The 24,473-nt window shown below is 67.3% G+C and carries 15 protein-coding genes and 15 tRNA genes; 25 read left to right on the top strand and 5 right to left on the bottom strand.

Annotated elements, in window-relative coordinates:
* Positions 1-19: 19 nt before the first annotated feature.
* Positions 20-628 (top strand): TetR/AcrR family transcriptional regulator, encoded by a 609-nt coding sequence (locus AC1DMS_RS23800; RefSeq protein ID WP_015866196.1) that lies wholly within the window; start codon positions 20-22, stop codon positions 626-628.
* A 660-nt stretch (positions 629-1,288) separates the two neighbouring features.
* A complete protein-coding gene (locus tag AC1DMS_RS23795; RefSeq protein WP_436288372.1) occupies positions 1,289-2,512 on the top strand; it encodes an IS110 family RNA-guided transposase in 1,224 nt (407 codons plus the stop codon).
* 13 nt (positions 2,513-2,525) lie between these two features.
* Here AC1DMS_RS23795 and AC1DMS_RS23790 read toward each other — a convergent pair whose 3' ends face one another.
* Together AC1DMS_RS23790 and AC1DMS_RS23785 are read right to left on the bottom strand one after the other, a co-directional pair.
* Positions 2,526-3,089 carry a thioredoxin family protein gene (locus tag AC1DMS_RS23790; protein ID WP_015866195.1) on the bottom strand — a complete coding sequence of 188 codons (564 nt, stop codon included), beginning with the start codon at positions 3,087-3,089 and terminating at the stop codon, positions 2,526-2,528.
* A gap of 16 nt (positions 3,090-3,105) precedes the next feature.
* Positions 3,106-3,489, bottom strand: a complete 384-nt coding sequence (locus tag AC1DMS_RS23785) for a hypothetical protein (RefSeq protein ID WP_015866194.1) — start codon at positions 3,487-3,489, stop codon at positions 3,106-3,108.
* A 353-nt stretch (positions 3,490-3,842) separates the two neighbouring features.
* On the opposite strand from AC1DMS_RS23785, the gene AC1DMS_RS23780 reads away from it, so the two are divergent.
* From AC1DMS_RS23780 to AC1DMS_RS23760, 5 genes are all read left to right on the top strand, one after another.
* Complete coding sequence (locus tag AC1DMS_RS23780; RefSeq protein WP_015866193.1) at positions 3,843-9,089, top strand: trifunctional serine/threonine-protein kinase/ATP-binding protein/sensor histidine kinase; 5,247 nt, start codon at positions 3,843-3,845, stop codon at positions 9,087-9,089.
* 11 nt (positions 9,090-9,100) lie between these two features.
* The gene (locus tag AC1DMS_RS23775) at positions 9,101-9,766 is read left to right on the top strand and encodes a response regulator transcription factor (protein ID WP_015866192.1); all 666 of its coding nucleotides are present in this window, start codon (positions 9,101-9,103) and stop codon (positions 9,764-9,766) included.
* Between the two features lie 157 nt (positions 9,767-9,923).
* A complete protein-coding gene (locus AC1DMS_RS23770; protein ID WP_015866191.1) occupies positions 9,924-10,937 on the top strand; it encodes an ATP-binding protein in 1,014 nt (337 codons plus the stop codon).
* Positions 10,938-11,150: 213 nt separating this feature from the next.
* Positions 11,151-14,036 (top strand): winged helix-turn-helix domain-containing protein, encoded by a 2,886-nt coding sequence (locus AC1DMS_RS23765; protein WP_015866190.1) that lies wholly within the window; start codon positions 11,151-11,153, stop codon positions 14,034-14,036.
* Between the two features lie 154 nt (positions 14,037-14,190).
* Positions 14,191-14,568: a response regulator transcription factor gene (locus AC1DMS_RS23760; protein ID WP_015866189.1), complete on the top strand. Its 378-nt coding sequence runs from the start codon at positions 14,191-14,193 to the stop codon at positions 14,566-14,568.
* A gap of 151 nt (positions 14,569-14,719) precedes the next feature.
* Here the strand turns inward: AC1DMS_RS23760 and AC1DMS_RS23755 are convergent, their stop codons facing one another.
* Positions 14,720-15,094 (bottom strand): hypothetical protein, encoded by a 375-nt coding sequence (locus AC1DMS_RS23755; protein ID WP_015866188.1) that lies wholly within the window; start codon positions 15,092-15,094, stop codon positions 14,720-14,722.
* A 626-nt stretch (positions 15,095-15,720) separates the two neighbouring features.
* Here AC1DMS_RS23755 and AC1DMS_RS23750 point away from each other — a divergent pair.
* The 16 genes from AC1DMS_RS23750 to AC1DMS_RS23675 all read left to right on the top strand — a co-directional run bounded on the left by AC1DMS_RS23750 (position 15,721) and on the right by AC1DMS_RS23675 (position 18,049).
* Positions 15,721-15,797: transfer RNA gene (locus AC1DMS_RS23750), tRNA-Gly, on the top strand.
* Positions 15,798-15,946: 149 nt separating this feature from the next.
* Positions 15,947-16,031: transfer RNA gene (locus AC1DMS_RS23745), tRNA-Leu, on the top strand.
* Positions 16,032-16,041: 10 nt separating this feature from the next.
* A tRNA-Trp gene (locus tag AC1DMS_RS23740) sits at positions 16,042-16,117 on the top strand.
* Positions 16,118-16,142: 25 nt separating this feature from the next.
* A tRNA-Thr gene (locus tag AC1DMS_RS23735) sits at positions 16,143-16,219 on the top strand.
* Positions 16,220-16,232: 13 nt separating this feature from the next.
* Positions 16,233-16,309, top strand: a tRNA-Glu gene (locus AC1DMS_RS23730).
* A 26-nt stretch (positions 16,310-16,335) separates the two neighbouring features.
* A tRNA-Met gene (locus AC1DMS_RS23725) sits at positions 16,336-16,414 on the top strand.
* 38 nt (positions 16,415-16,452) lie between these two features.
* A tRNA-Gln gene (locus AC1DMS_RS23720) sits at positions 16,453-16,530 on the top strand.
* Between the two features lie 21 nt (positions 16,531-16,551).
* Positions 16,552-16,628 (top strand) — tRNA-Pro (locus AC1DMS_RS23715).
* Between the two features lie 93 nt (positions 16,629-16,721).
* A tRNA-Ser gene (locus AC1DMS_RS23710) sits at positions 16,722-16,810 on the top strand.
* Positions 16,811-16,830: 20 nt separating this feature from the next.
* Positions 16,831-16,906, top strand: a tRNA-Asp gene (locus AC1DMS_RS23705).
* 65 nt (positions 16,907-16,971) lie between these two features.
* A tRNA-Arg gene (locus AC1DMS_RS23700) sits at positions 16,972-17,049 on the top strand.
* A 30-nt stretch (positions 17,050-17,079) separates the two neighbouring features.
* Positions 17,080-17,156: transfer RNA gene (locus tag AC1DMS_RS23695), tRNA-Asn, on the top strand.
* 9 nt (positions 17,157-17,165) lie between these two features.
* Positions 17,166-17,240, top strand: a tRNA-Ile gene (locus AC1DMS_RS23690).
* 8 nt (positions 17,241-17,248) lie between these two features.
* Positions 17,249-17,322, top strand: a tRNA-His gene (locus AC1DMS_RS23685).
* A 43-nt stretch (positions 17,323-17,365) separates the two neighbouring features.
* Positions 17,366-17,440 (top strand) — tRNA-Lys (locus tag AC1DMS_RS23680).
* A gap of 45 nt (positions 17,441-17,485) precedes the next feature.
* Positions 17,486-18,049, top strand: a complete 564-nt coding sequence (locus AC1DMS_RS23675; protein WP_062365228.1) for an HNH endonuclease — start codon at positions 17,486-17,488, stop codon at positions 18,047-18,049.
* A gap of 93 nt (positions 18,050-18,142) precedes the next feature.
* Here the strand turns inward: AC1DMS_RS23675 and AC1DMS_RS23670 are convergent, their stop codons facing one another.
* Positions 18,143-18,712, bottom strand: coding sequence for a cytochrome P460 family protein (locus AC1DMS_RS23670; RefSeq protein ID WP_369664739.1), 570 nt, complete (start codon positions 18,710-18,712; stop codon positions 18,143-18,145).
* A 336-nt stretch (positions 18,713-19,048) separates the two neighbouring features.
* Between AC1DMS_RS23670 and AC1DMS_RS23665 the strand changes: the two genes are divergently transcribed.
* Positions 19,049-19,864 (top strand): alpha/beta fold hydrolase, encoded by an 816-nt coding sequence (locus AC1DMS_RS23665; protein WP_412512365.1) that lies wholly within the window; start codon positions 19,049-19,051, stop codon positions 19,862-19,864.
* A gap of 90 nt (positions 19,865-19,954) precedes the next feature.
* Positions 19,955-21,310, top strand: a complete 1,356-nt coding sequence (locus AC1DMS_RS23660; protein ID WP_369664741.1) for an epoxide hydrolase family protein — start codon at positions 19,955-19,957, stop codon at positions 21,308-21,310.
* Positions 21,311-21,345: 35 nt separating this feature from the next.
* On the opposite strand, the gene AC1DMS_RS23655 is transcribed toward AC1DMS_RS23660, so the two are convergent.
* Complete coding sequence (locus AC1DMS_RS23655; protein ID WP_369664742.1) at positions 21,346-24,339, bottom strand: PAS domain S-box protein; 2,994 nt, start codon at positions 24,337-24,339, stop codon at positions 21,346-21,348.
* Positions 24,340-24,473 lie beyond the last annotated feature (134 nt).

The following is a 24,473-nucleotide window of genomic DNA, read 5'->3' as shown; positions in this document are numbered from 1 at the left end:
CGCCTGCTACGATTCGACCATGGTGCAAGCAGAACTGCCTCAGAACGGATTGCGCGAAAGGAAACGCCGCGAGACGCTTCAACGCGTTGCGCAGACGGGCCTCGAGTTGTTCGTCGTCAAGGGCTATGAACAGACCACGCTGGACGACATCGCGGCCGCCGCCGGCATATCGAGGCGGACTTTCTTCCACTACTTCAAGTCGAAGGACGAGATCCTGCTGGCTTGGCAGGGAGGACTGGTCGAGTCGGTTCGTGCCTCCGTGCTCGAGGTATCGACCGATCAATCGCCTCTGGATGCCTTGTGCGGTGCGTTGCTGAAGCAGGCCTCGCACTACGACACGTCCACCACGCTCGTCATCGCGCATCTTCTTCGATCGAGCGACCAGCTGCGCGCAGCCAACCAGGCCAAGTACCTGCAGATGGAGCAGGCGGTGTTCGAAGCGCTCTGTCGCCTCTGGCCACAGCGCACCCGCCGCGAAGGCCTGCGAATGGTGGCAATGGTCGGCATGGGCGCTTTCCGTGTTGCCGTCGATGAATGGGCCGACGGCGGAGGAAAGGAGCCATTCACCCGGCGCATCGAGAAGACATTCGCCAACTTGCGCGCCGAGCTGATGAGTGGAAGGGCATAGCCATCGAGGCCTTCATCCGGTGATCGCCGTCCTTGGCGTCTGCGCGATTCGGCAGTTCAGAACTGCTTGCCGTCGCGGCCTCGTAGGTCCCATGCATTCGTCTGCGGCTGCTCGATGGAGAGCAACCCGAGAATGCGCACGATGGCCGCTTGTACTTCGCAGATCGCCTCGATCTGCCGGCACCGCTGCGCGTCTTCGTGGACTTCATGGGCAACCAGGCGTGGGACTGATCCGCACCGACGAAGCTGGTGGCGTCCCGTCGAAGCAAAGGACGGCCGAACGCCCCGCCCGCTTCATGTTCGATCGCGTTTTCGGGCACCCGCGAATTCGCGGGCGGTGATGCATTGGCAGCTCACCGGATTGCGCACTTCATGCGCGAAACCGCCCGCAAGGAAAAGCAGCGCGAACCAGAGCTTCTTCATCTCAGTGGTCCATGGCGCCATGCGCCTTCCGCGCCGCATGAAACGCGGCTTTAATTGCTGCTGCGGCGTCCGGCACAGAGGTCGGTTCAAACTTGGTGCGTTTAGCCCGTATCTCAGTGGGACCCGCGGCTCCACGAGCACCCCGTACTGTCGCCTGGGGCTTGGCGCCCTTGAGCACGCATCCTAGAGTTCGATGACGTGGGCCGCACGCCGATGTCGCCGCACATTGGAGGCGATCATGGAAGTCATTCATTCCCGCTGCGCGGGCCTGGACGTTCACAAACAAACCGTGGTGGCGTGCGTGCGCATCGCTGGCGACGGCCCCCCGTTGCAGGAAGTGCGCACCTTTGCCACCACCACCTCGGCTCTGCTGAGCTTGTGCGACTGGCTGGACTCCTTCCAGGTCGAGGTGGTCGCCATGGAGGCCACCGGGGTGTACTGGAAGCCGGTGTGGCATGTGCTCGAAAGCCACTTCGAGCTGGTGCTGGCCAACGCTGCGCACGTGAAGAACGTGCCCGGGCGCAAGACCGACGTCAGCGACTCGATGTGGCTGGCCGACCTGTTGGCCCACGGCCTGATCCGCGCCAGCTTCGTGCCGCCGGTGGCCGTGCAGGAGCTGCGCACGCTCACGCGCACCCGCAAGCAGTTCGTGCGCGAGAGGAGCGCGCATGCGCAACGCATCGAGAAGGTGCTCGAAGACGCCAACCTCAAGCTCAGCGTCGTGCTCAGCGACATCCTGGGCAAGAGCGCGCGCGCGGTGCTGCAGGCCATCATCGACGGCCAGGACGACCCGCAGCACCTGATCTCCTGCATCGGGCGCGTCAAGGCCAGTCGCGCCGAGTTGCTGGAGGCGCTGCGCGGGCGCGTCAGTACGCACCACCGCTTCATGCTCAAGCTGCACCTGAGCCATATCGACGCGCTGGACCAGGCCATCGCCGCCATCGAGAAGGAGGTGGGCCTGGGGCTCGAGCCGTTTCGACAAGCCGCCAAGCTCCTGAGCACCATGCCGGGCCTGAGCGCCGTCAGCGCCCATGTGATCGTGGCCGAGATCGGCATCGACATGTCGCGCTTTGCCACGCCCGGCCACCTGCTGTCCTGGGCCTGCCTGTGCCCGCGCAACGACGAGAGCGCCGGAAAGCGCCGCTCCACCCGGCTGCGCCGCGGTGGCCAATGGCTCAAGACCACGCTGGTGCAGGCCGCCTGGTCCGCCGTGAGGGTCAAGGGCGGCTATCTGCAGGCGCAGTTCCACCGGCTGCGCGCCCGACGCGGCGCCAAGAAGGCCATCATCGCCGTGGCCGCCTCGATGCTCACCGCCGCCTGGCACATGCTGCGCGACGGCACCGAATGGCTGGACCTGGGCGCCGTCCACTTCGACCGCGCCGACGCTCACAAAACCGCGAACCGCCTCATCCGACGACTTCAGCAAATCGGCTACACGGTGCAAGTGACACCCGCTGGATAGGAAGCGTTTCATCCTAGCTTCCCGCCGCGGACGCCGGTTCGGCCAGCAGCGACTGAATCTTTTTCTCGGTGGTGGCGTAGCTGCCTTCGCCAAAGTGCGAGTAGACGATCTTTCCCTGCTTGTCGATCAGGTAGACCGCCGGCCAGTACTGATTGTTGAAGGCCTTCCAGGTGGCGTAGTGGTTGTCTTGCGCAACGGCGTGCTTGATCTGCAGCCGGCTGATCGCGTCCTGCACGTTCCGGGTGGACTTCTCGTACGCGAACTCCGGCGTGTGCACGCCCACGACGACGAGGCCCTTGTCCTTGTACTTCTCGTTCCACGCCTGGACGTAGGGCAAGTGGTTGAGGCAGTTGATGCAGGTGTAGGTCCAGAAGTCGACGAGCACGACCTTGCCGCGCAGGTCCTGCAGCTTCAGCGGCGGGGAGTTGAGCCACTGGTCGATGTTCTGGAACTCGGGCGCGGTCTGCGCGGCGCTAGCGGGTATGTCGCCTCCGGACGGCGCTGCCGCCGCGGTGAATATGCCGACCGAGGCTGCAACGGCCGCGATGCCGATCAGCACGTTGGATCTCGTGGTCATGCTGGGGCTCCGGCGTTCAGCGCAAGGTCACGCCATCGGCGATGCCCGCCTGGCGCGTCGGGAGTACCCCGTGGATGCCGTATTGGGCAGGCACCCGGCTGTTGACGAAGGCCTCGACATAGAGGTTCTGGGCCGGCGCGTGAGCGAGGGCGCGGGCTTCGGCCTGCACTGCGGAACGGTCGAGCGTGGAGGGCAGCGCCGCAACCACACCCGAAGAGGCGCCATCGGCATAGGGATCTGCGGCGTGCGCAGCCGCGACAGCCTGGGCGCGAACGTCGCTGCGGGCGAGCGTCGAGTGCGTCTGCAACACGCCTTGATATTCCTCGGCATGGGCCTGCACTCCAACGAGAGCGGCAAGGATGGAGAACGAGGCAGCACTGGCGATTCGAGAGAGCTTCATGGTGATTTCCTTGGTAGTGAAGTGAGCTTGGGTAGAGAGAGCGAATGAATTGTTTGTCGCGCCCTCCCCTTCCGGCACAGATCGCGTATGCCTATGTGTCAGCGCTGGAATTGCACACACTACGTTTCCAAGTCGTCGGCCTTGCGGCGCGACGTGAAGCACCCTGAAGGCCAGGCCTAACAACGCCTAACACACGCCAACGCTCCCGACTGCCTCCACGCGGGCATTTGCGCTCCAATAGATACGCAGCGAAAGGACACCCGTCTCAAGACCATGCCGAGCAGCAGCGGACCGGGGCGTCCGGATCGCACAGAGGCATGTCCAGAACCGAACCTCCTTCGGAAGCTACCCCCATGCGACAAGAAGAACTCAGCGAGCGCCGCCAGGCAGAGATCCCGGACAGCACCCTTTACCTCGATCGCGCGGAAACCGAGCCCGCACACGGCCGTCTGCATATTTTTGCTGCGGTACAGGAGACCGTCGAACAGCAGTTCTCCGGTGCAGGCCTGCTTTCGCGGGATTTTTACGACCTGGGCACAGGCACGCCGCGCCTGGAACGCGCCAGCGCCGCCGGCTGCGCATCCTGGCTTGTTGCAGGGCGCGGCCAGGTCGCCCCGGCCACACTGGCCACGCTCCAGCGCGAATATGCGTTCCGCAGCGCCTTGCACGAGAACTGGGCCGCGGTGCCGATGGCGCTGGTGCCGCACGGCGAAGGGGCGCTGCTGGTTCTCAAAGACCCGGGCGGCGAACTGCTGCGCCGGACCGCCCGGCCGGTCCGCAACATGGAAGCATTCGTTGCGCTGGCACTCCAGCTCACCGCCGCCGTGCAGGCCATGCACGCGGCAGGCGTGATGCACCGTGCGCTGACGCCCGATCGCCTGCTGTGCACGCCCGGCGCAAGCGCCTACCTGACGGGTTTCGGCTACGCAGCGCGGCTCGATGCGGACAACGGCGTGCCGGCCGAAGGCAGCCTGGCATGGGACGAGGACAGCTTCGACTACATGGCGCCCGAACTCGGCGGGCGCATGAACATTCGCGTCGATGCGCGCGCCGATCTTTACTCCCTCGGCTGCATCCTCTACGAACTGCTGGCCGGCAGGCCTCCCTTCCAGGGCGAAGACGTTGCGGAACGGATCCACGCGCATGCGACGCAAAAGCCCCGCCCGCCCGGCGAACTGCGAGAGGGCGTCCCCGCGCAACTGTCGCTGCTGGTCCTGAAGCTTCTCGAGAAAGCGCCCGATCACCGCTATGGCAGCGCTGCGAGCGTGCTCGCGGACCTGCGCCACTGCGAGACGCTGCAGCGCCAGCGGGGATGCATTCCGCCCTTCGCGCTCGACGCCCACGCCACGCTGCACAGGATGCTGCGCACGCAGCAGGTGCTGGGCCGCGATGCCGAGCTGCAGATGCTGGACGCGCTCTACCGCGAAGTCGCGGGCAGTGCGCGATCGCGCGTCGCCTGGGTCTCGGGCCCATCGGGCATCGGCAAATCGATACTGCTGCGCGAGGCGGTGGCGCGCATCCAGCAATCGGGCACGCCGCTGCTGGCGGCGGTCAAGAGCGAGGAAGGCAGCCTCGGCAGGCCCTACGCGGTGCTGGTGCAGGCGCTCGAGCAGCTGCTGCAGTTCGTGCTCGGCTGCCCCGAGGACGAGTTCGCGATTTGGCAGGACCGGATCCGCGCCGCCACGAACGCGGTCGATCGCACCCTCGCCGGCTTCCTGCCCTCCCTGGCCCTGGTGCTCGGCCCGCAGGCCGAGACGCCCGAATCACCAGACACCGCACCCGCGATCGAACGGGAGCGCGTGCTCCACGGCATGGCACGCCTGCTGGCCTGCTTTGCAACGGCCGCGCGGCCCCTGCTGCTGTGGCTGGACGACCTGCAATGGGCGGATGCGGGAACCCTGCAGGTGCTCGAGCGCCTGCTTCACCAGTATCCCGGCAAGGCGCTGCTGCTGGTCGGCGCGTTCCGCGCCAAGGAGGTGGACGCGAACCATCCGCTGCGCACGGGCCGGCTTGCCGAAGTGCCCGACGCGGCAACCATGGAACTCGGCCCGCTCGACGAGGGCGCCCTGCGCGAACTGATCGCGCAGGCACTGCAGCAGGATGCCGATGCGCTCGGTCCGCTGGCCGAGGTGATCGGCCGCAAGACCCGGCGCAACCCGTTCTTTGCCCAGCACCTGCTCGGGCTCCTCGCCGACGACGGCCTGCTTGCCTACGATGCGCAGGCCGCGGCCTGGCGCTGGAGCCTGGAGCGCATCGCGGCCCATCCGGGCATCGACAATGTCGTCGACCTGCTGGCGCGCCGCTTCGAACAGCTGCCGGGCCCCACGCAATCCGTGCTGCAGCTGCTTTCCTGCCTTGGCCACCGTGCCTCGGGCGAAGCGCTCGCCGTCGCCGCGGGCCTGGCCTCCGGCGCCGACGCGCTGCGCAGCCTCGAAGCGGCGCTCGAACCGGCGCTGCAGGCCGGCAGCGTCTGCCGCGAGGACGGTGACTGGGTGTTCTGCCACGATCGCTTCCGCGAAGCGGCCTACGCCTCGATCCCGCCGGAGGAGCGCGCACCGCTGCACCTGCAGGTCGCGCGCCGCCAGCTTGCGCACCCGGCCATGTCGGCGCAGGTGTTCGCGATTGCCGCGCAGGCCGGGCTCGCGCGGCCGGCGGTCGATGCGCCCCACGAGCGGCGCCGCTTCGCCAGGCTCAACCTCGAGGCCGGACGCCAGGCCAAGGCCGCAACGGCACACCATTCGGCCCTGGGCTTCTTCCGCGCCGCGCTCGACTTCCTCGGCGAGGACGATGTCAGCGAGGACGGCCTTGCCGCGCGCGCCTCGTGCGGCGAGGCCGAATTCATGACCGGTGCGCTCGAAGTCGCCGAGGCGCGCCTGGCGGCACTGGAGCAGGTGGCGGGCGACGGCATCTTCGGCGCGGACCTGGCGCGCCTGCGGGCCGCGCTCTACACCACGCTCGGCCGCTTCGACCTGGCGCTGGGCGTCGGGCTGGCGTTCCTGCGCAAGTCGGGCATCCACGTGCCGATGCAGCCCGACGACGCCGCCGTCGACCGCGAATACGCGCAGCTCCAGGCGTGGCTCGAGCGCCATGGCATGGACGCGCTGCGGCAGCTGCCGGTCGCGACCGATCCGCTGCGCCGCGCCATCACCAACATCTTTGCCGACCTCATTCCGCCGGCGCTGTATACCGACCAGAACCTGGTCGACCTGATCCTGCTGCGCATGGCCAACCTCGGGATCGTGCACGGCCACACGGATGCCTCGGCGGACGGGTACGTGTGCATGACGCAGGTCTTCGGCGTGCGCTATGGCAACTACGCCGCGGCGCGCGAGTTCGGCGCGCTGGCACTGCACCTGGTCGACGAGCGCGGCCTCGTCCGCTACCGCGGCCGCGTCCACATGGCCTTCGGCACCATGATCGTGCCCTGGACGCAACCCGCCCGCGCGGCGCGCGACTACATCCGCCGCGCCTACAAGGTTTTGGTGGAGACCGCGGACCATACCTTCGCGATCTACTGCGCCCCCAACGAGGCCTCCGGCATGTTGTTCGCGGGCGAATTCCTGGGCGAGGTGCGCGACACGGTCGAGCGCGGCCTGGCCATCGCGCGCGACGCGAATTTCCAGTTCGTGGTCGATGCGCTGCTGTCCCAGAAACTGCTGCTGGCACGGCTGCAGGACGGCACCCGCGGCGACCCCGGCGAAGCGCCGCGCCTGCCCCCGGAAGGCGCGCCGCCCACGCTGGTGGACTTCGAATACTGGGTGTACCGGCTGGAGGGCGCGCTGCTGTGCGGCGAGCTCGCGGAGGCGCTCGAGGCCCGTGGCCGCGCCGAGGCCTGTGCGTCGGCGGGACGCACCTTTGCCGAGAGCGGCGAACTGCCGTACTACGGCGCGCTGGCGCTGCTCGCGCTGCCCGCGCGCAACGCCGCGCAGCAGGCGGCGCTGCAGCGCGACGTGGACCAGCTTGCCGCCTGGGCCCTGGCCTGCCCCGACAACTTCTCGGCCCGCTTCGAGCTGGTGCGCGCCGAGCTGGCCCGCGTCGACGGCAGGCCGCTCGAAGCGAGCGAGGCCTATGCGCACGCGGTGTCGAAGGCCCGCCGCAACGGCTTCACGCAGGTCGAGGCGCTGGCCGCCGAACTGGCCGCCGCCTTCCACGCCGGCCGCGGGGATGAACTGTCCGCGCACGGCCACCTGCGCTACGCACGCGGCGCATGGCAGCGCTGGGGCGCCACGGCCAAGGTGCGGCAGCTGCAGGCCGCCCATCCCGCGGTGTTCGAGCAAGACGCATGGGCGCCCGCCGCGAGCCGCCTCCAGGCGCTCGACGCGCAGGCCGTGCTGCGCATCTCGACAGCGCTCGCGAGCGACATCGTTCCCGCGCGGCTGGTGGAAACGCTGCTGCGCACCGCGCTAGAGAGTGCCGGCGCCGGCTACGGCACGCTGACGCTGCTGCGCCAGGGCGCCTGGCAGGTGCGCGCGCAGGCCCAGGTGCTGGATGGCGCCATCTCGGTGACGCAGGAGCCGGTCGCGCTCGGCAGCGGCACCTGCCCGGTATCGATCGTGCAGTCCGTCGCGCGCACCCAGCAGCGCATCGTGGTGGGCGATGCGCGCGAGGAGCCGTCCCTGGCCCAGGACGACTACGTGCGCCGCCGGCGGCCGCGCTCGGTCCTGTGCGTGCCGTTGATGCGCCATGCGACGCTCATCGGCGTGCTGTACCTCGAGAACAACCTTGCGGCCCACGTCTTCACGCAATCCAAGGCCGAGGTGCTGGAAGTGATCGCCTCGCATGCGGCCTTCGCGCTGGAGAACGCCCGCCTCTACGAAGAGCTGCTCGAACAGAACCACCAGCGCGCCCTTGCCGAAGAAGAACTGCGCGGGGCGCTTGCCGAACTCGAGCGCGCGAGCCGCCTGAAGGCCATGGGCGAACTGGTGGCGTCCATCGTCCACGAGATCGGCCAGCCGATCGCGGCCGTCGACACCTCCGCCAGCGCCGCGCTGCGCTGGCTCGATCGCAGCACGCCGGATATTTCGGAAGCGCGCGAGATGCTCATCCACATCAGCAAGAGCGCGCTGCGGGCCCGCACCATCATCCAGGGCCTGCGGGCCAAGGCGCGCAAGGCCGAGCCGCAGTTTGCGGTGTTCGACCTCAACGAAGCACTGCGCGAAGCGGTGACGCTGGTTGCCGGCCCGCTCGAATCGCTGGGCATCGTGCTCGAGCTGCAGGGCCTGGACGCGCCGGAGCCGGTCTACGGCGACCGCGTCCAGCTGCAGCAGGTTGCCGTGAACCTGCTGATGAACGGCGCCGAATCGATGACGGGGCTCGAGCACGGCACACCGCGGCGGCTGCTGCTGGCATGCGCGAGCGACCAGGAAGGCCGCGTGCGCGTCGCGGTGGACGACGTCGGCACCGGCATCGGCGCCGAGGACGCCGACCGGCTGCTGCAGCCCCTCTTCAGCACCAAGGCCAACGGCATGGGCATGGGCCTGGCGATCTGCAAGTCGATCCTCGATGCGCACGACGGGACGCTGGCCCTGCTGCCGCGCGAGACGGTGGGCACGCGTGCCGTATTCACGCTGCCGCGCCCCGATCCGGTGCAACCGACCTGAGCCGACCACCCATGCATCCTGCCACCGATCTCTCCCCACCCTTGCAGGCGGACCGCGATACGCGCGTCGTCTACATCGTCGATGACGACGAACTCGTGCGCAATGCGCTGGGCAGCCTGCTGCGTTCGATCGACCTGGAGGTCCGCACCTTCGCCGACACCGAGGAATTCCTTGCCGCGCCGCGTGCCGGCGGCGCTTCCTGCCTGGTGCTGGACGTGCGACTGCGCGGCCAGAGCGGCCTGGCCTTGCAGCAAACCCTGCTGCAGCCCGGCCGCGCGCCGATCCCCATCATCTTCATGACCGGCCACGGCGACATCGCCATGACCGTGCGGGCGATGAAGGCCGGCGCCATGGACTTCCTGAGCAAGCCCTTTCGCGAGCAGGACATGATCGATGCGGTCACCGCCGCGCTGGACAAGGACGCCAGGCGCCTGGCGCTCGGGCACTCGCTGCATGCCTTGCGCGTGTGCTGGGACTCGCTCACGCCGCGCGAGCGCGAGGTGGTGCAGCATGTGGCCGCGGGCCTGATGAACAAGCAGATCGCCGCCCGCATGGGCATTGCAGAGATCACCGCCAAGATCCATCGGGGCCAGGCGATGCGCAAGATGAACTCGCGCTCGGTCGCGGAGCTGGTGCGCAAGATGGAAGCGCTCGGCCTCCTGCAGGCCGCGCACTGAACGCGCCGCTCGGCACGCCCTCACCGGTCCACACGGACGCATGGTGAGGGCAAACCTTCGTAGGGGTTGGCCGAACGCTGGTGCAATGGTGCGCGCGCCCTCCCCCGTGATGTCATCTCCTTTGTGCCGGCCGTTGCGCCGGCGAACGGAGAAAGAGATGACCTGCAGCCCCTTGAAGTCCATCGGCACCATCCATCCCAATACCGCCAGCGGCATGGCGCTGGCCGCGGCCCGCGCGCTCGCCGTCCTCGCGTTCGGGCAGAACGCGCATGCGTCGGCGCTTGCACCAACGGCCTGCACGATCGGCGGCAGCACGCCGTGGCTCCTGGGCATGCCGCTGCTCGCCGGCCTCGCGCTGGTGGCGGCGTTCCTCGGATTCAAGCTCCGGGCCCACCGTGCGAGTGCGGCGCGCCTGGCCGTCATGCTGGAACGCGCGGCAAGCGACGCCCGCATACCTGCGCTGGAAGAAAGCGGTCCGGCCGACATCGGCCGGGTGGCGCGCGCGGTCAATACGCTCGGCCGCCGGCAGGCCGAGCGCCAGGCGCAGCACCTGGACGTGCAGGCCGGCTATGCGCACGACCTGCGCACGCCGCTCACCCGCATGGGACTGCGCTGCGAAATGCTCGGGGACGCCGAGGCGCGCAAGGCCATGGAGCGGGACCTCGCCGAGATGCGCGAGCTGGTCGAGGGCAGCATCGCCTGCGCGCGGATGCAGCACAGCCTGGCCGAGCCGCTGCAGCGGGTCGACGCCGATGGCCTGATCGGCAACCTGGTGCGCAACTACCGCGACTCGGGCCGTGCGATTGCGCTCGACGGATGCATCGGCCAGCCGGTGGTTGCCTGTCCCCTCGCGCTGCGGCGCGTGCTGGCCAACCTGATCGACAACGCCTTGCGCTACGGCACGGACGTGCGCGTTTGCGCCCGCGTCGATACGACGAGCCTCGTGCTGGCCGTGGTCGACTCCGGCCCGGGCATCCGGCCGGCGCAGATCGACGCCGTCCTCTCCCCCTGGGTGCGGGGGCAGCAGCTGCAAGAGGGCAAGCCCGGGTCCGGCCTCGGCCTGGCGATCTCCCGGCGCCTGGTGCAGGCGATGCAGGGCGAGCTCCATCTGGAGAACCGCCGCAGCGGCGGGTTCGAGGCACGGTTGACGCTGCCGCTCGTGGTTGCGTGACGCAGGCGCGGATGCAGGCGCCGGAGGGGCAAGGCGCCGCCCGCTGCATTTTTGCGGTGCGCTGATGAATACCAGAAATGCCGTCGCGTCTTCGCACCGAGGCCGATGAGCCTCTGGCTGTAAACTCCGGCGGCCTCGGCGACGCGCGAATCTGCTGCCATTCGTGAGCGGAGCATCCAGGAACTTTCAAATCCAATTTCGTCCCGCATTCCATTGAGCCCGCCACCGGCCATCAGGAAAGAACCGCTCGCCCAGCCAGGCGAGATCGTTTCATTCGGCCCTTTCACCCTGCGAGTCAACGAGCGGCTGCTGGCGCGCAACGGCGTGCCGCTGGATCTGGGTGGCCGCGCCATGGATGTGCTCCTCGCGCTGATCGCCAGGGCCAACGCCGTGGTGAGCAAGGAGGAACTGCTGGCAGAGGCTTGGCCCGGCGTGGTCATTTCAGACGGAAGCCTGCGCTACCAGATCACGATGCTGCGGCAGGCGCTCGGCGATGGGCAGGATGGCGCCCGCTATGTGTCGAACATCGTCGGCCGCGGCTACTGCTTCGTCGCCAAGATTTCCAGGACCTTTGCCGAGCCGGAGGTGCAGGCGCAGCGGGACGAGTCGCCGGTCGAGCCTGGCTTGCCTGCGCCGCCGGGCCTGCTGGTCGGGCGCAGCGGGGATCTGGCCGCCATTGCGGCGCAGCTTGCCAAGGGACGCTTCGTCACGCTGGTGGGTACCGGGGGCGTCGGCAAGACGACGGTCGCGGTCCGGACCGGGCACGATCTGCTGGCCGATTTCGCCGGCGCGGTCGTCTTCGTGGACCTGGCGACACTCACCGATCCTTCCTTGGTCCCGACCGCCATCGCCTCGATGCTGCGGCTCTCGGTGCGTTCCGCCGATCCGGTTCCCAGCCTGATCTCGTACTTGCGCGAGCGCCGGATGCTCCTTGTCCTGGACAACTGCGAACACGTGATCGCGGCGGCAGCTTCGCTGGCCGAGAGAATCTTCCAGGCCGCGCCCAGCATCCATATCCTGGCCACGAGCCGGGAGGCGCTGCGGGTCCGGGGAGAGTATGTCCACCCGCTGAATCCATTTGCCAGTCCGCCGGACCTTCCCGGCCTCGGCGCGCGCGAGATCCTCGCGTATCCCGCCACGCGCCTGTTCGTGGACAGGGCCGAGGCCAGCGGAAGCACGCTCGACCTCGACGGCACCGACGCGCCGATCATCGCGAACATCTGCAGAAAGCTCGATGGCGTGGCGCTGGCCATCGAACTCGCGGCGCGCCGCGTGTCGACCTATGGGCTGCACCAGACCGCCACGCTGCTGGACGAGCGGCTCGCGCTTTCATGGCTCGGCCAGCGCGGCGCGCAGCCGCGGCACGCCACGCTGCAAGCCACGCTGGACTGGAGCTACGAGCTTCTCGACATCCACGAACGGCGGGTGCTGTGCCGCCTGTGCGTCTTTGTCGGGTACTTTTCGCTCGATGCCGCGCGCCATGTGGCCGATGCGGACAACCTGTCGAAGGAACAGATCGTCGCCGCGATCGCGAGCCTGGCGGAGAAGTCCTTGCTTGCCATCCGGCCGTCGGGCGCCTTCACCCAGTACCGCCTTCTGGAAAGCACGCGCACCTACGCACTCTCGAAGGCCGACGAAGCGACCGTGGACGACGCGTCGCTGCATCACGCGCGCTACTTTAGGGACCGGCTGCAACAGATGGCGGCGTCCCGCGGCGCCGGGCATGCGCCCGATGGCGCCTCGGAGACAGCCGACCTGGGCAACATCCGCGCCGCCCTCACGTGGTGTTTCGGCCGGGGCCGCGCGACGGAGCTGGGCGTTTCGCTCGCATCGGCCGCAGTGCCTGCGTTCCTGGCGAAGTCATTGCTGGCCGAGTGCCACGGCTGGTCGAGGCGAGCGCTTGCGCAGCTCACGCCCGCACTGCGCGGCAGCTCGACCGAAATGCACCTGCAGGCAGCCATCGGTGTCTCGCAGATGTTCACCCGCGGCAACAGCGACGAGGTGCGGGCGGCTCTGGAGCGCAGCCTCGAGGTGGCCGAGGCACTGGAAGATGCCGCCAGCCAGGTCCAGCTGCTTGGCCGGCTCCAGATCTTTCACGAGCGTATCGGCGACTTCGTCGAATCATTGAAATACGCGCATCGCTGCGCCCGCGTGGCCAGCACCATCGGCGACGCGACCGCGGTGGCCGCGGCGAATTCGCTGGTCGGGCTCTGCAACCATCTGCTGGGCGATCAGCCCGAGGCCAGGCGCCTGCTCGAAGCCGCGCTCGCCGGGTCGCCCGATTCGCTGCAGGACAGCAGCATCTACTCTGGATTCGATCTGCGCAACCGCGCCCGCATCGCGCTGGCCAGGACCTTGTGGCTCCAGGGCTACCCGTCGCAGGCCGTCGTGCTCGCGCAGCGCGCCGTCGACGAAGCGCGGCAACTGGACCATCCCGTCACGCTGTGCATCGCGCTGATCTGGGCGGTGTCGGTGTACATGTGGGTCGGCGACCTGGAACGCGCCGAACGGGACATCGACCGATTCATCGCCTATGCGGAGGCCCATTCGCTCACGCCGTACCTGGCCGTGGGCCGGGGGGTCAAGGGCGAACTGGCCGTCAGGCGCGGCGATGCCGGGCGCGGCGTCCAGGCGATCCAGGACTGCCTGGTGGAGCTTCGCGAATCCCGCTACGAGCTGCTCACCACGGCATTCAACCTGACGCTGGCCGAGGGCCTGACCGCCCTGGGGCAGACAGCCGACGCGCTGGAACTGCTGGACGACACCCTGGCGCTGGTGCATGCAAAAGGCGACCTGTACAACCTTCCGGAACTCCTTCGGGCCAAGGCCCGCGCGTTGTCGTGCCTGCCGCCTTCGCACGCGGCGCAAGCCGAGGAGTGCCTCGTCCAGTCGCTCGCCAGCAGCAGGCAGCAAGGCGCCCGCGCGTGGGAGCTGCGAACGGCGACCGACCTTGCGCGGATGTGGCAGGCAGCCGGACGCGAGCGCGAGGCGCGAGCCCTGCTGGAAGGCATCCTTGCCCACTACACCGAAGGCTTCGACACCACGGACCTTCAACAGGCGCAGCAGCTCTTCGGCAAGGCAAAAGGCGCGGCCGTCTGACCGTGCTCCCTGGCCGGCCGGCAACGGGCGCGCGCCGGCCATCCATACCTACATATGATGGCGCCGCCCGCTGGCGGCGCTAATCTGGGGCACCGGGCAGCGGCGGCGGGATCGTCCCGGCCGCTTGCCAGGTCAAAGAGCCCGGATTTTTCCCTTGCAACCCCTCAGCATCGAACTCGTGTCCATCGTCGACGACGATCCTTTCGTGCGCGCCGCGACCAGCAGCCTCGTGCGCTCGCTCGGCTGGGAAGCGCGCGAGTTCGCGTCGGGCCCGGCCTTCCTTGCCTCCGGCATGGCGACCCATACGCAATGCCTGGTCTGCGACGTGCAAATGCCGGCGATGGACGGCATCGAGTTGCTGGACCGGCTCCTGGGCCAGGGCATCGACGTTCCCACGCTGTTCATCACCGCGCTCGCATCGGCCCGTGTGCGCGAGCGCGTGCAGGCGAGCACCGCGCTGTGCCTGATCGAGAAGCCGATCGACGCGCGCGAGCTGCAGGCCTGGATCGGCCGCGCACTCCGGCGCGGCTGACCATGGTCCTGGTTGCGGCCTTGGCTTTTCCTGGAACTTGGCCGCGCGTCCCGCAGCCACTTCTTGGCGCCCCTGCACCTCCTGCGCTTCACGCCCAGCTTGCGTGGCGTTCCAGTCAGGCATCCCAGACGGCAGAAGAAGACCGCCCCACTCACTCCTTCTGAGGCGCCCCATGCTCCAGCAAGATGGTCCTCAGCGCACGCTTGCCGCGCGCGTTCTGAGCTCTATAGGCTCGGCGGGCCAGCTCGACGAAGCGCTCCTCCCCCGGGTCCTGCAACGGCTCCGCGCTTTGAGGCGCATCGAGCCAAAGTGGCTCCTTGCCACAACGGCTCTCGATCTGCCGTGCGAGCTTGTCGGAAATGACGCGGCCCTTCTTGATCTGGCTCCACATGCTCGCGGAGATCTGCAGCTTCTCCGCGAACTTCGCCGCCAGGCCGAGCGGTTCCGCCCCATTGGACGCACGCTCCGCAACGAAGTCGCCGAAGAGGATCAGGACATTATTGCGACGAATGGCAGGCAGGGACATGCTGGGAGCGGCGGAGCAAAGCGTCCGTGTGAACGGACGTGGAGTGAGAAAAAGACACAACACCCAAAAAAAGTATTGCGTCGCGCAGTAAACCCAGTTTACATTACATCCATCGACGAAATTGATTCGTCCAGTTTCTTCCGCAACCACCTTCGATTCATCGAGAACTCGCCAACCACTGGAACCATCGTGAACGCAAACCTGAGCTCACTGAACCATCGACCCGCATCGGGCCGGACGTTCGTGCGCGTCTTGTTTTGTGGTGGCAGCAACCTGACGACATTCAAGATGCATTCGCAGCTGAACTCCTTTCCCGCGATTCCGGCCAGCTTGTGGCTCGGACAGCAGTACGAGGATCAGCCGCACCCGGGTGGAGGTAGTGCGTAGGCGCGCACCTTCCAAGCTCTCTCGCCAGAGGCCCGGATTCCCAAGTGGATTCCGGGCCTTTTTGTTTTTTCCGTGCGGATCGAACCGCACACAACTGCGAACGGCACCTGGTGCCGGCCGCCACAGCAGTGATCGCGCTGCCGTGAACTCACCCGGCGAGTGGCGCCGGTGGGTGATCCTTAAAAATTTGCCGCGAGTCGCGCCCCTCACTGGTGGGGCCACCGACTCGCAAAAAACTTGCAGCCGTAGCTCAGCCAGGTAGAGCGCAACGTCGCCAACGTTGAGGCCGAGGGATCGAAGCCCTCCTGCTGCTCCATTTCGGGTGTGCCTTTGCAGCACCTCCAGAGGCCAACCGCGTCGGCGGCCTGGAGGGATGTGCACGGTCTGGACCCAGCCATGTGCAGCGATGTCGACGTGGGCGCGCAAGCGCTCGAATCGCGTGAAGACACAACCGAAATGGAACCACCCCCGATGGCGGAACAGGTAGACGCACCGGACTCAGAATCCGGCGACGAAAGTCATGCAAGTTCGAGGCTTGCTTGGGGGACCACCAGCTTCTTGAGTGCCTAGTTCAACTGGCAGAACACCGGTCTCCAAAACCGGCGGTTGAAGGTTCGACTCCTTCGGTGCTCGCCATTTCTCGTAGCACGGACAAAGTTTCGTCCGCATAGCTCAGCTGGTAGCAGCGCTCGCCTTGTAAGCGAGAGGTCGTCCGTTCGATTCGGACTGCGGGCTCCATTCGCAGATTCATGTCGTATTCGTCTAGTGGCTTAGGACGCAAGGTTTTCATCCTTGTAGACGCGGGTTCGAATCCCGCATACGACTCCACATCGACATTCATCAGCATCACACACAGCGCGGTAGGGGAGCCTGGCCGTCCCCGCGAGTTTCATACGCTCGAGATCGCAAGTTCAAATCTTGCTCGCGCAACCATCGCTTTCTGTCAACTCAAGGTTGGCGCAAATGCATACAGACCGTTCGCCAAGCTGGACTAAGGCACCTGACTTTGACTCAGGCAATCGCACGTTCGAATCGTGCACGGTCTGCCAGTAAATTGATCGAAAGAAAATCCGTGTTTGGCGCAGTCTGGTAGCGCATCTGGTTTGGGACCAGAGGGTCGCAGGTTCGAACCCTGCAACACGGACCAACACAAGAGCGAGACAGGGCGATGCAGATCGTCCTCTCGTGGAAACCGGACGCAAAAATTGGGCGTCGCCGGAACTCGTAACCGGACACCATTGGAGCATTGGCCGAGAGGTCCAAGGCAGCGGCTTGCTAAGCCGTGGCCGCGCAAGCGGCTCGTTCGTTCGAATCGAACATGCTCCGCCAGTTTCTTCACCACATACAGTGATCCGTTAACTCAGCGGCCAGAGTGCCTCCCTGTCCAGGAGGAAGCCAAGGGTTCAACTCCCTTACGGATCGCCACCCACCCACCACGCACGAGCGTTCGACTCGCTCCGCATTCGCCAATTTCTCCAAGTCATTTCCCTCCCGCGTTAGCTCAACTGGATCAGAGCACCGGCCTACGAAGCCGGGGGTTGCACGTTCGAATCGTGTGCGCGGGGCCAAACATCTCACACGCGGTTCTTTTCTTTTTTTCCTCGGTAGCTCAGTTGGTAGATGCACCGCACTGTTAATGCGGATGTCCCTGGTTCGAGCCCAGGTCGAGGAGCCACTTGCCTTCAGCCGCATAGCTCAGTGGCAGAGCACCGTCTCGATAAGGCGGGGGCCGATGGATCGTTCCCATCTGCGGCTACCAGTTCAATGGTGCGCGTAGCTCAATGGCAGAGCCGCTGGTTGTGGTCCAGCTGACGACGGTTCGATCCCGTTCGTGCACCCCATCTCTTCACAAACTGCCGCCAGACCTCAGGTCACACGCGCGTCGCGGGTATAGCTCAGAGGCAGAGCAACCGGCTTTTAACCGGTAGGCCGAGATTTCGAAATTCTCTGCCCGCACCACAGGCGAGTCCAACAATCGCTCGGCCATGAAAGGAGGCCTTCACCATGAAACCCCAAGTACTTCAGCTGGATGTCCAGGGCACGCCTCAAGCATGGATTTCGCTCGAGCAGGCAGCATCCCACTACGCCACTGGTGCTGTCGTCTGGGAAGACGGCGCAGGCCCATTGGCCACGATGCGTGGCGGCTTCAATGTGGCGCGCGGCGTGCAGTCCCGGCTCGAGATTTCACCGATCATCGCTCTCAAAGGCTGTGCAAAGGTCAACTTGTTCGAGCACACGCCCGCCTTCAACCGGCGCAAGCTCTTTGTCCGAGATCGCTTCATCTGCGCGTACTGCGCCCAGCGATTCCGCGAGCAGGACCTGACGTGCGAGCACATCGTTCCCGAGAGCCGCGGCGGTACCTGGGACTGGATGAATCTGGTGGCCGCTTGCCGCGCGTGCAACTCCGAAAAAGCGGACCGGACGCCGGAGGAAGCCGGCATGAAGCTGGTCTATCTTCCGTATGTTCCCAGCAGGTGGGAAGACTTCCTCCTGGAGGGACGGAATGTGCGAGCCGACGTGCACGAGTGGCTGGCGAGTCGGCTTCCGAAAGGCTCCAGGCTCAACTGAAAGACGAAGGGGCGCTTCCGCAAGGGGCGCCCCTTTTTCCGTTGGAGGGTCGGCCAGCACGGCGCGGGCTGCGCACTCGAGTCGTCCGTAGCATCAGCGCGCAAGCCGCGTGAACACGTAGTCGTGGTTCTTCACCAGCGCCTGGTGGCAGGCGAAGCAGGTCTGGTGCTGCGCCAGGTCCGCGGGCTTGCCGTCGACGAAGCGGCCGAATCCCCATCCGCCCGTGGCCGCGAATTTTTTCGAGTCCTTCACCATCACCTGCACGGTGGTCGCTGCGCCTGGGATCGACGCAGGCGCGAATTCCGGCGACTGCACATGCTTCCATGCCAGCTTGGTGAGGATGGTTCCGTCGGGGAAGGGCAGCGTGCCCTGGTCGTAGGCCTGGATTGCCTTGGCATTGCCGAGCACCACGCGCAGTTCGTTCAATGGCTCCGCCTCGATTGCCGGCGCAATCAGCTGCCACTGACGGTAGCCCTTGGGAAGGGTGACGCCGTACAAGGGCGAGGCATCCGAAGTCTTCGCGTCCTCCTCCGCAGCGCTGGAGGTTGCGGCGAAGACGCCGGCCGCTGCCGCGAGCGCAAGCAGGCCGAAGCCGGTGAGCTTTGCCAGCGTGCCTTGGCATGAAGACGGGCGCGCATGGCGCGTTGTGTGGTTTCGATTCATGAGGTAGTGGACCTTGTGCGTTGGAAATTGCCGCCGGGCGTGAAGGCTCCGCGGCGCCTGAACGCGTGGATTTCAGCGCCCCTGCCGCTTGCAAACGGGGTTCCGTATGCCTGTGTATCTGCACGGCCGGACGCCCACACTACGTTTCATCTGCGAGGCATCCGTGTATTTGTTCATGTCGCCCTGCCGGGCCGACACAGTGGCATACAGACATCTGCAGTGCACGTGGAGGCGGGCCCTATAAACGCGGCCGTGCTTTGCCCCGCCGCGCTCGTCACGGGTTGCAAAAGGCGATCACTCTTCATTGCCCTTCACTTCAACCGCAGGAAAAACCAAATGAAAAATCTCAGCCGCCGCTTCGCCCGCACCCTGGCCGCCGTGGGCCTCATGGCATTGGCTGGCGCCTTCACGTTCAATGCTTCGGCACAGACCCCAAGCACTGCACAGCAAGCCAAGCCCACCATCGTGCTCGTGCACGGTGCCTTCGCGGAATCGTCGAGCTGGGATGGCGTCATCCGCAAGCTCGAGGCAAAGCACTATCCGGTGATCGCCGCCGCCAACCCGCTGCGCGGCGTCAAGTCCGATGCGGCCGAAGTCGCGAGCATCGTCGATGCGGTCAAGGGACCGGTGGTGCTGGTGGGCCATTCCTATGGCGGCTCCGTGATCTCCAGCGCCGCCACCGGCAAGAGCAACGTGAAGGCGCTTGTCTTCGTCGCCGCCTTTGCGCCTGAAGCCGGAGAGTCGGCGGCCGATCTTGCGGGCAAGTTTCCCGGCAGCACGCTCGGGCCCGCGCTGGCACCGCCGGTCGCACTGGCCGATGGCGGCAAGGACCTGTACATCCTGAAGAACAGGTTCCACGACCAGTTCGCGGCCGACGTTCCGGCCGCGGCCGCGCGCCTGATGGCCGCGACCCAGCGCCCCATCGCCGAGTCGGCGCTCGGCGAGCCGGCGGGCGCTCCCGCGTGGAAGACGGTGCCTTCGTGGTTCGTCTACGGCGACGCCGACAAGAACATTCCGCCCGCGGCGCAGGCCTTCATGGCAGCGCGTGCCAAGTCGGTGAAGACGGTGGTCGTCAAGGGCGCCTCGCACGTGGTGATGACGTCCAGGCCCGACGTGGTCGCGAAGCTCATCGTCGAAGCCGCCAGCCGATAGAGGACTTGCTTCCGCGCACGGTCCTTCGGCAGCACGCGGCCAGGCGCCGCGTCGCACAGATTCCCATTCACCAGCACAAGGCAAACGACCATGACAGATTCCGATGCATCCAGCCGCCGCGCGGCGTTCCACCCCACCCTCACGCGCCGCGGTGCGCTGGTGGCAACGGCGGGCCTTCTTGCAGGTTCGGCGGCCACGACCTTTGCGGCCGCGACCTTTGCGGCGACGCCTGCCGACAAAAGCGCCGCAGCGCAAGGCGACGCGATACGGCCCTTCCGCATCGATGTTCCCGAGAATGCAATCGCCGATCTGCGGCGGCGCCTCAGGGCCACGCGCTGGCCCGACCGCGAGACGGTCGGCGATACATCGCAAGGCGTTCAGCTGGCCAGGCTGCAGGCGCTGGTCCGCTACTGGGAAACCGGCTATGACTGGCGCAAGCTCGAGGCCAGGCTCAATGCACTGCCGCAGTTCATCACCACGATCGACGGCGTCGACATCCAGTTCATCCACGTGCGCTCCCGCCATCCGGACGCGTTGCCGCTGGTGCTGACGCATGGCTGGCCGGGCTCGATGCTGGAGTTCCTGAAAACAATCGGGCCCCTGACCGACCCGACCGCCTTCGCAGGCAGTGCCGCCGACGCGTTCCATGTCGTGATCCCGTCCATCCCCGGCCACGGCTTCTCCGGCAAGCCCAGGGAGACCGGCTGGGGCCCCGAGCGCGTGGGCCGCGCGTGGGACACGCTGATGAAGCGGCTGGGCTACACGCACTACGTGTCCCAGGGTGGAGACCACGGCTCGGTCATTTCGGATGCAATGGCACGCCAGGCACCGCAAGGCCTGCGGGGCATCCACCTGAACATGCCCGCCACCGTGCCCGCGGAACTGGTCAAGCCCATCAACAACGGGGATCCCGCGCCGGCCGGGCTGTCGGCGCCCGAGCGCGCGGCGTTCAACACGCTCAGCGCCTTCTTCAAGACCGGCGCCGCCTACGGCGCCATGATGGTGACGCGCCCACAGACGATCGGCTACCCGCTGGCCGACTCGCCGGCTGGCCTGGCCGGGTGGATCTACGAGAAGTTCGCGCAGTGGACCGACAGCGGCGGCGAACCCGAGCGCGTGCTCGGCCGGGACGAGATGCTCGACGACATCACTCTCTACTGGCTCACCGACACGGCCGCTTCCTCCTCGAGGTTCTATTGGGAGAACAACAACAACAATTTCAGCGCGGCGGCGCAGAAGACGCAGGACATCTCGATTCCGGTGGCCATCACCGTGTTCCCGGGCGAGATCTACCGCGCGCCCAGGAGCTGGGCCGAGCGCGCCTATCGAACGCTCTACTACTTCAACGAAGCCGGCAAGGGCGGCCACTTTGCCGCCTGGGAACAGCCGCAGCTGTTCAGCGAGGAACTGCGCGCGGCGTTCCGGCCGCTGCGCCAGCCCGCCTGAGCGCGCTCGTTGCGCGACGGCACCGAACCCCGCTGCTAGGTCTGGCCGCCCTCGACCGGCAGCGGCGCCGTCTGCACGTTGTTGCGGCCGGCCCGCTTGGCGCGGTAGAGCATCTCGTCCGCTTGCTTCACCAGTGCGGCCGAGGTTGCGGCGCCGCCCTGGTAGAACGCCAGGCCGATGCTCGCGGTCACGTTGATCGTGCGCTGCGGCTCGACGGTGAACGGCGTCTGCATGGCCAGCACGAGCTTCGTGGCGGCGGCGACCGCAATGTCGGCATGGGGCAGCCCCTCCATGATCACCGTGAACTCGTCGCCGCCCAGGCGCGCGCGCACGTCGCTGGAACGCAGCCCCTGCGACAGCCGGCCCGAGAAGGCCTTCAGCAGCTCGTCGCCCGTCTGGTGCCCGAACTGGTCGTTGATCTGCTTGAAGCCGTCGATGTCCAGGTACATCAGCGCCATCAGGGCTCCCGCGCTGCGGCTGCGGTCCATGGCTTCGCCCAGCCGCGCCTCGAAGCCCGCGCGGTTGGCCAGGCCGGTGAGCGGGTCGATCTGCGCCAGGCCCACCAGGCGCTTCTCCTCGAGCTTCTGCCGCGTGATGTCGGTGATCACGGCGTGGAAGCCGACGATGGTGTCGGCATTGGCCGCGGGCTGCGGGATGTACTGGGCCTCGTAGCAGTTGTAGCTGTCGCTCTGGCTGACTTCGCTCTGGAAGGTGACGACCTCGCCGGCCAGCGCGGCGCGGATGTGCGGCTTCACGGATTCGTAGGCCGGCTCGCCCAGCAGCTCCTGCACGGTATGGCCCTGGATCTGGTCGCGCGAGAGGCCGAACTCGCGTTCGTAGGCCAGGTTGTTGAAGCGGTAGCGCTCGTCGGCATCGATGTAGGCCACGCGCATCGGCAGCGCATCGGCCACGGTGCGCAGGCGGGCTTCGCTTTCCTGCAGCGCTTCCTCGGCCTCGTGATGCGCGGTGATGTCGCTGTCCAGCGTGTAGAGGCCCACCACCTCGCCCGCTTCGTTGCGCTCCGGCACCAGCGTGGCCTGGATGTCGCGGCGCCCGCCGGCCCCTGTCACGCGCCGCTCGTAGGTGACCTGGCGTCCGCCCAGGGCCGCTCGGATGTACGGCTCCATCTGCGCCCATGCCTCCTCGCCGTAGAACTCGCGCAGGCTGCGGCCGAGCAGCTGCTGCGGCTCGATGCCGAACCAGTCCTGGTAGGCCTTGTTGACGAAACGGAAGCGCAGCTCGCGGTCCAGGTAGGAGATCAGCGCCGGCAGGTGGTCCGTCACCATGCGAAGGCGCTGCTCGCTCTCGCGCAGCGCCTGCTCCGCGGCCTTGGCCGCAGAGATGTCGCGCATCAGCCCCGAGAAATATTCGAGCTTGCCGTGCTTGTCGCGATGCGCGATCACCATGTGGCTGACCGGGAACGGCTGCTTCTGCGCATCCCACACCACCGACTCGCCCACCCAGACGCCGGTGGCGACCGCGGTGGGCACCACCTCCGACCTGAACCGCTCCAGCGTCTGCGGCGGATTGAAGTCGGACACCTTCAGCGTCTCGATCGGGGCATCGAGGTCCACGCCGGTGCGGCGGCGCGCGGCGGGGTTCATGTAGATGAGCCGCCCCTTCGCATCGTTCTGGATGATGAAGTCGGTCGTCATGTCGAAGATGGCCGTCAGCGTGCGAAGGGCCCGCTCGGCGCGCGTGCGCTCGGTGATGTCGGTCACCGTTCCGACATGGCCCATGACGCGGCCCGCAGCCAGCACGGGCCGGCTCCGCAAGGCCACCAGCACCTGCGTGCCGTCCCTGCGGTGCAGCCGGCGCGTGGCGTTCAGCGGCTCGGCGGCGCTCACGATGCGGACCCAGTCCTGGCGGACCTTCTCGCGGATCTCCTCGCGCACCAGCGTGAGCCAGCCCTCCTGCGCCTCTTCGCGCGCCAGTCCGTGGATCGCCAGGTATTCGTCGTTCACGTAGGTCATGCGTCCTTCGCTGTCGCAGCGGAACAGTCCCACGGGCGATGCATCGGTCACCGCGGCCACCTCGAGCCGCTGCTCGCGCAGCTCGCCCATCAGCGCGTCGAACTCGCGCGCCAGGTCGCCGCGCTCGTCGTTGGCGACGACGTCGAGCCTGACCTGGCTGTCCGGCGATTGGCGCAGCGTGCGGATCGCGTTGCTCAGTGCCTCCAGCGGACGCATGACCCAGGCCGTGCCCAGCCACACCAGCAGCGCGCAGCCCAGGCCGAGCCACAGCAGCTGCAGCAGCAGGTTGCGCCGTGCCTGCTCCAGCGGCGCGTAGGCGGCGCGGGCCGGCACCACGAGGCGAAGATCCCAGTTGGCGCTGCGCACGGTGGCGTGCGTGGCGAGGTCGTTCTCGGGACCGCCGGCAACGGCCGCCGTGCTGGCCGCGGCAGGCTCGAGCAGCCGCTTCGCATCGGGATGCATGACGATCCGCGGCGACTCGCCGCGCGTCACGATCTCGTAGTGGCCGCCGCGGCCGATGGTGGCGCGGCTCAGGTCGCCGAGCACGTTGGCGCGCTGCAGGTCCAGCGCCGCGCCCAGCACGCCGGCCAGGCGCCCATCCGGTGCCTCGACAGGCACGGCCATGACCACCGCGGGCTGCCGGCCGCCCTTGGTGAGCAGCGGCGCCGAGATGGCGGGCTCGCGCCGGTCGCGCACCTGCTTGAAGTAGTCGCGGTCGGCCACGTTCGGCGGCTGGGCCGCGGCGGGATGGATCGCGACGATGGCGCCGTCCGGCGTGGCCAGCGCGGCGTTGTCGAACATCGCGCGCAGGTCCTTGTCCGCAAGAAAGCGCTGCTGCGCCGCCGGGTCCGCAAAGCCTTCCGCGCCGAGTTCGCGCGCCGCACGCGACAGCGCGGCCAGGTGAACGCCCAGCTTGTAGTCGAGGTCCGCCGCGGCGCTGTCGGTGAGCGCCTGTTGCTGCTCGCGCATCAGGCCGACGTATTCGCTGGAGAGGCTTCGGTACTGCCACCAGCCCGTTGCACCCACCAGGGCGAGCACGAGCAAGGTGATGAGCAAGGCTGTCTTCGTTCTCAGCTTGAGCCGCACTGGGTTTCCTTCGCTGGGCACGACGTCCCGGTCGTTCGGGACTGCGTTTTCCGATGATAGCAACGGGCTGCGCTGTGTCCCCTGCGGAACAGCTGACGTGCACG

It is taken from the genome of Variovorax sp. 05T418 (assembly GCF_056396385.1).
The sequence above is the reverse complement of the archived record's forward strand: the minus strand, read 5'-3'. Positions and strand labels throughout refer to the sequence as shown.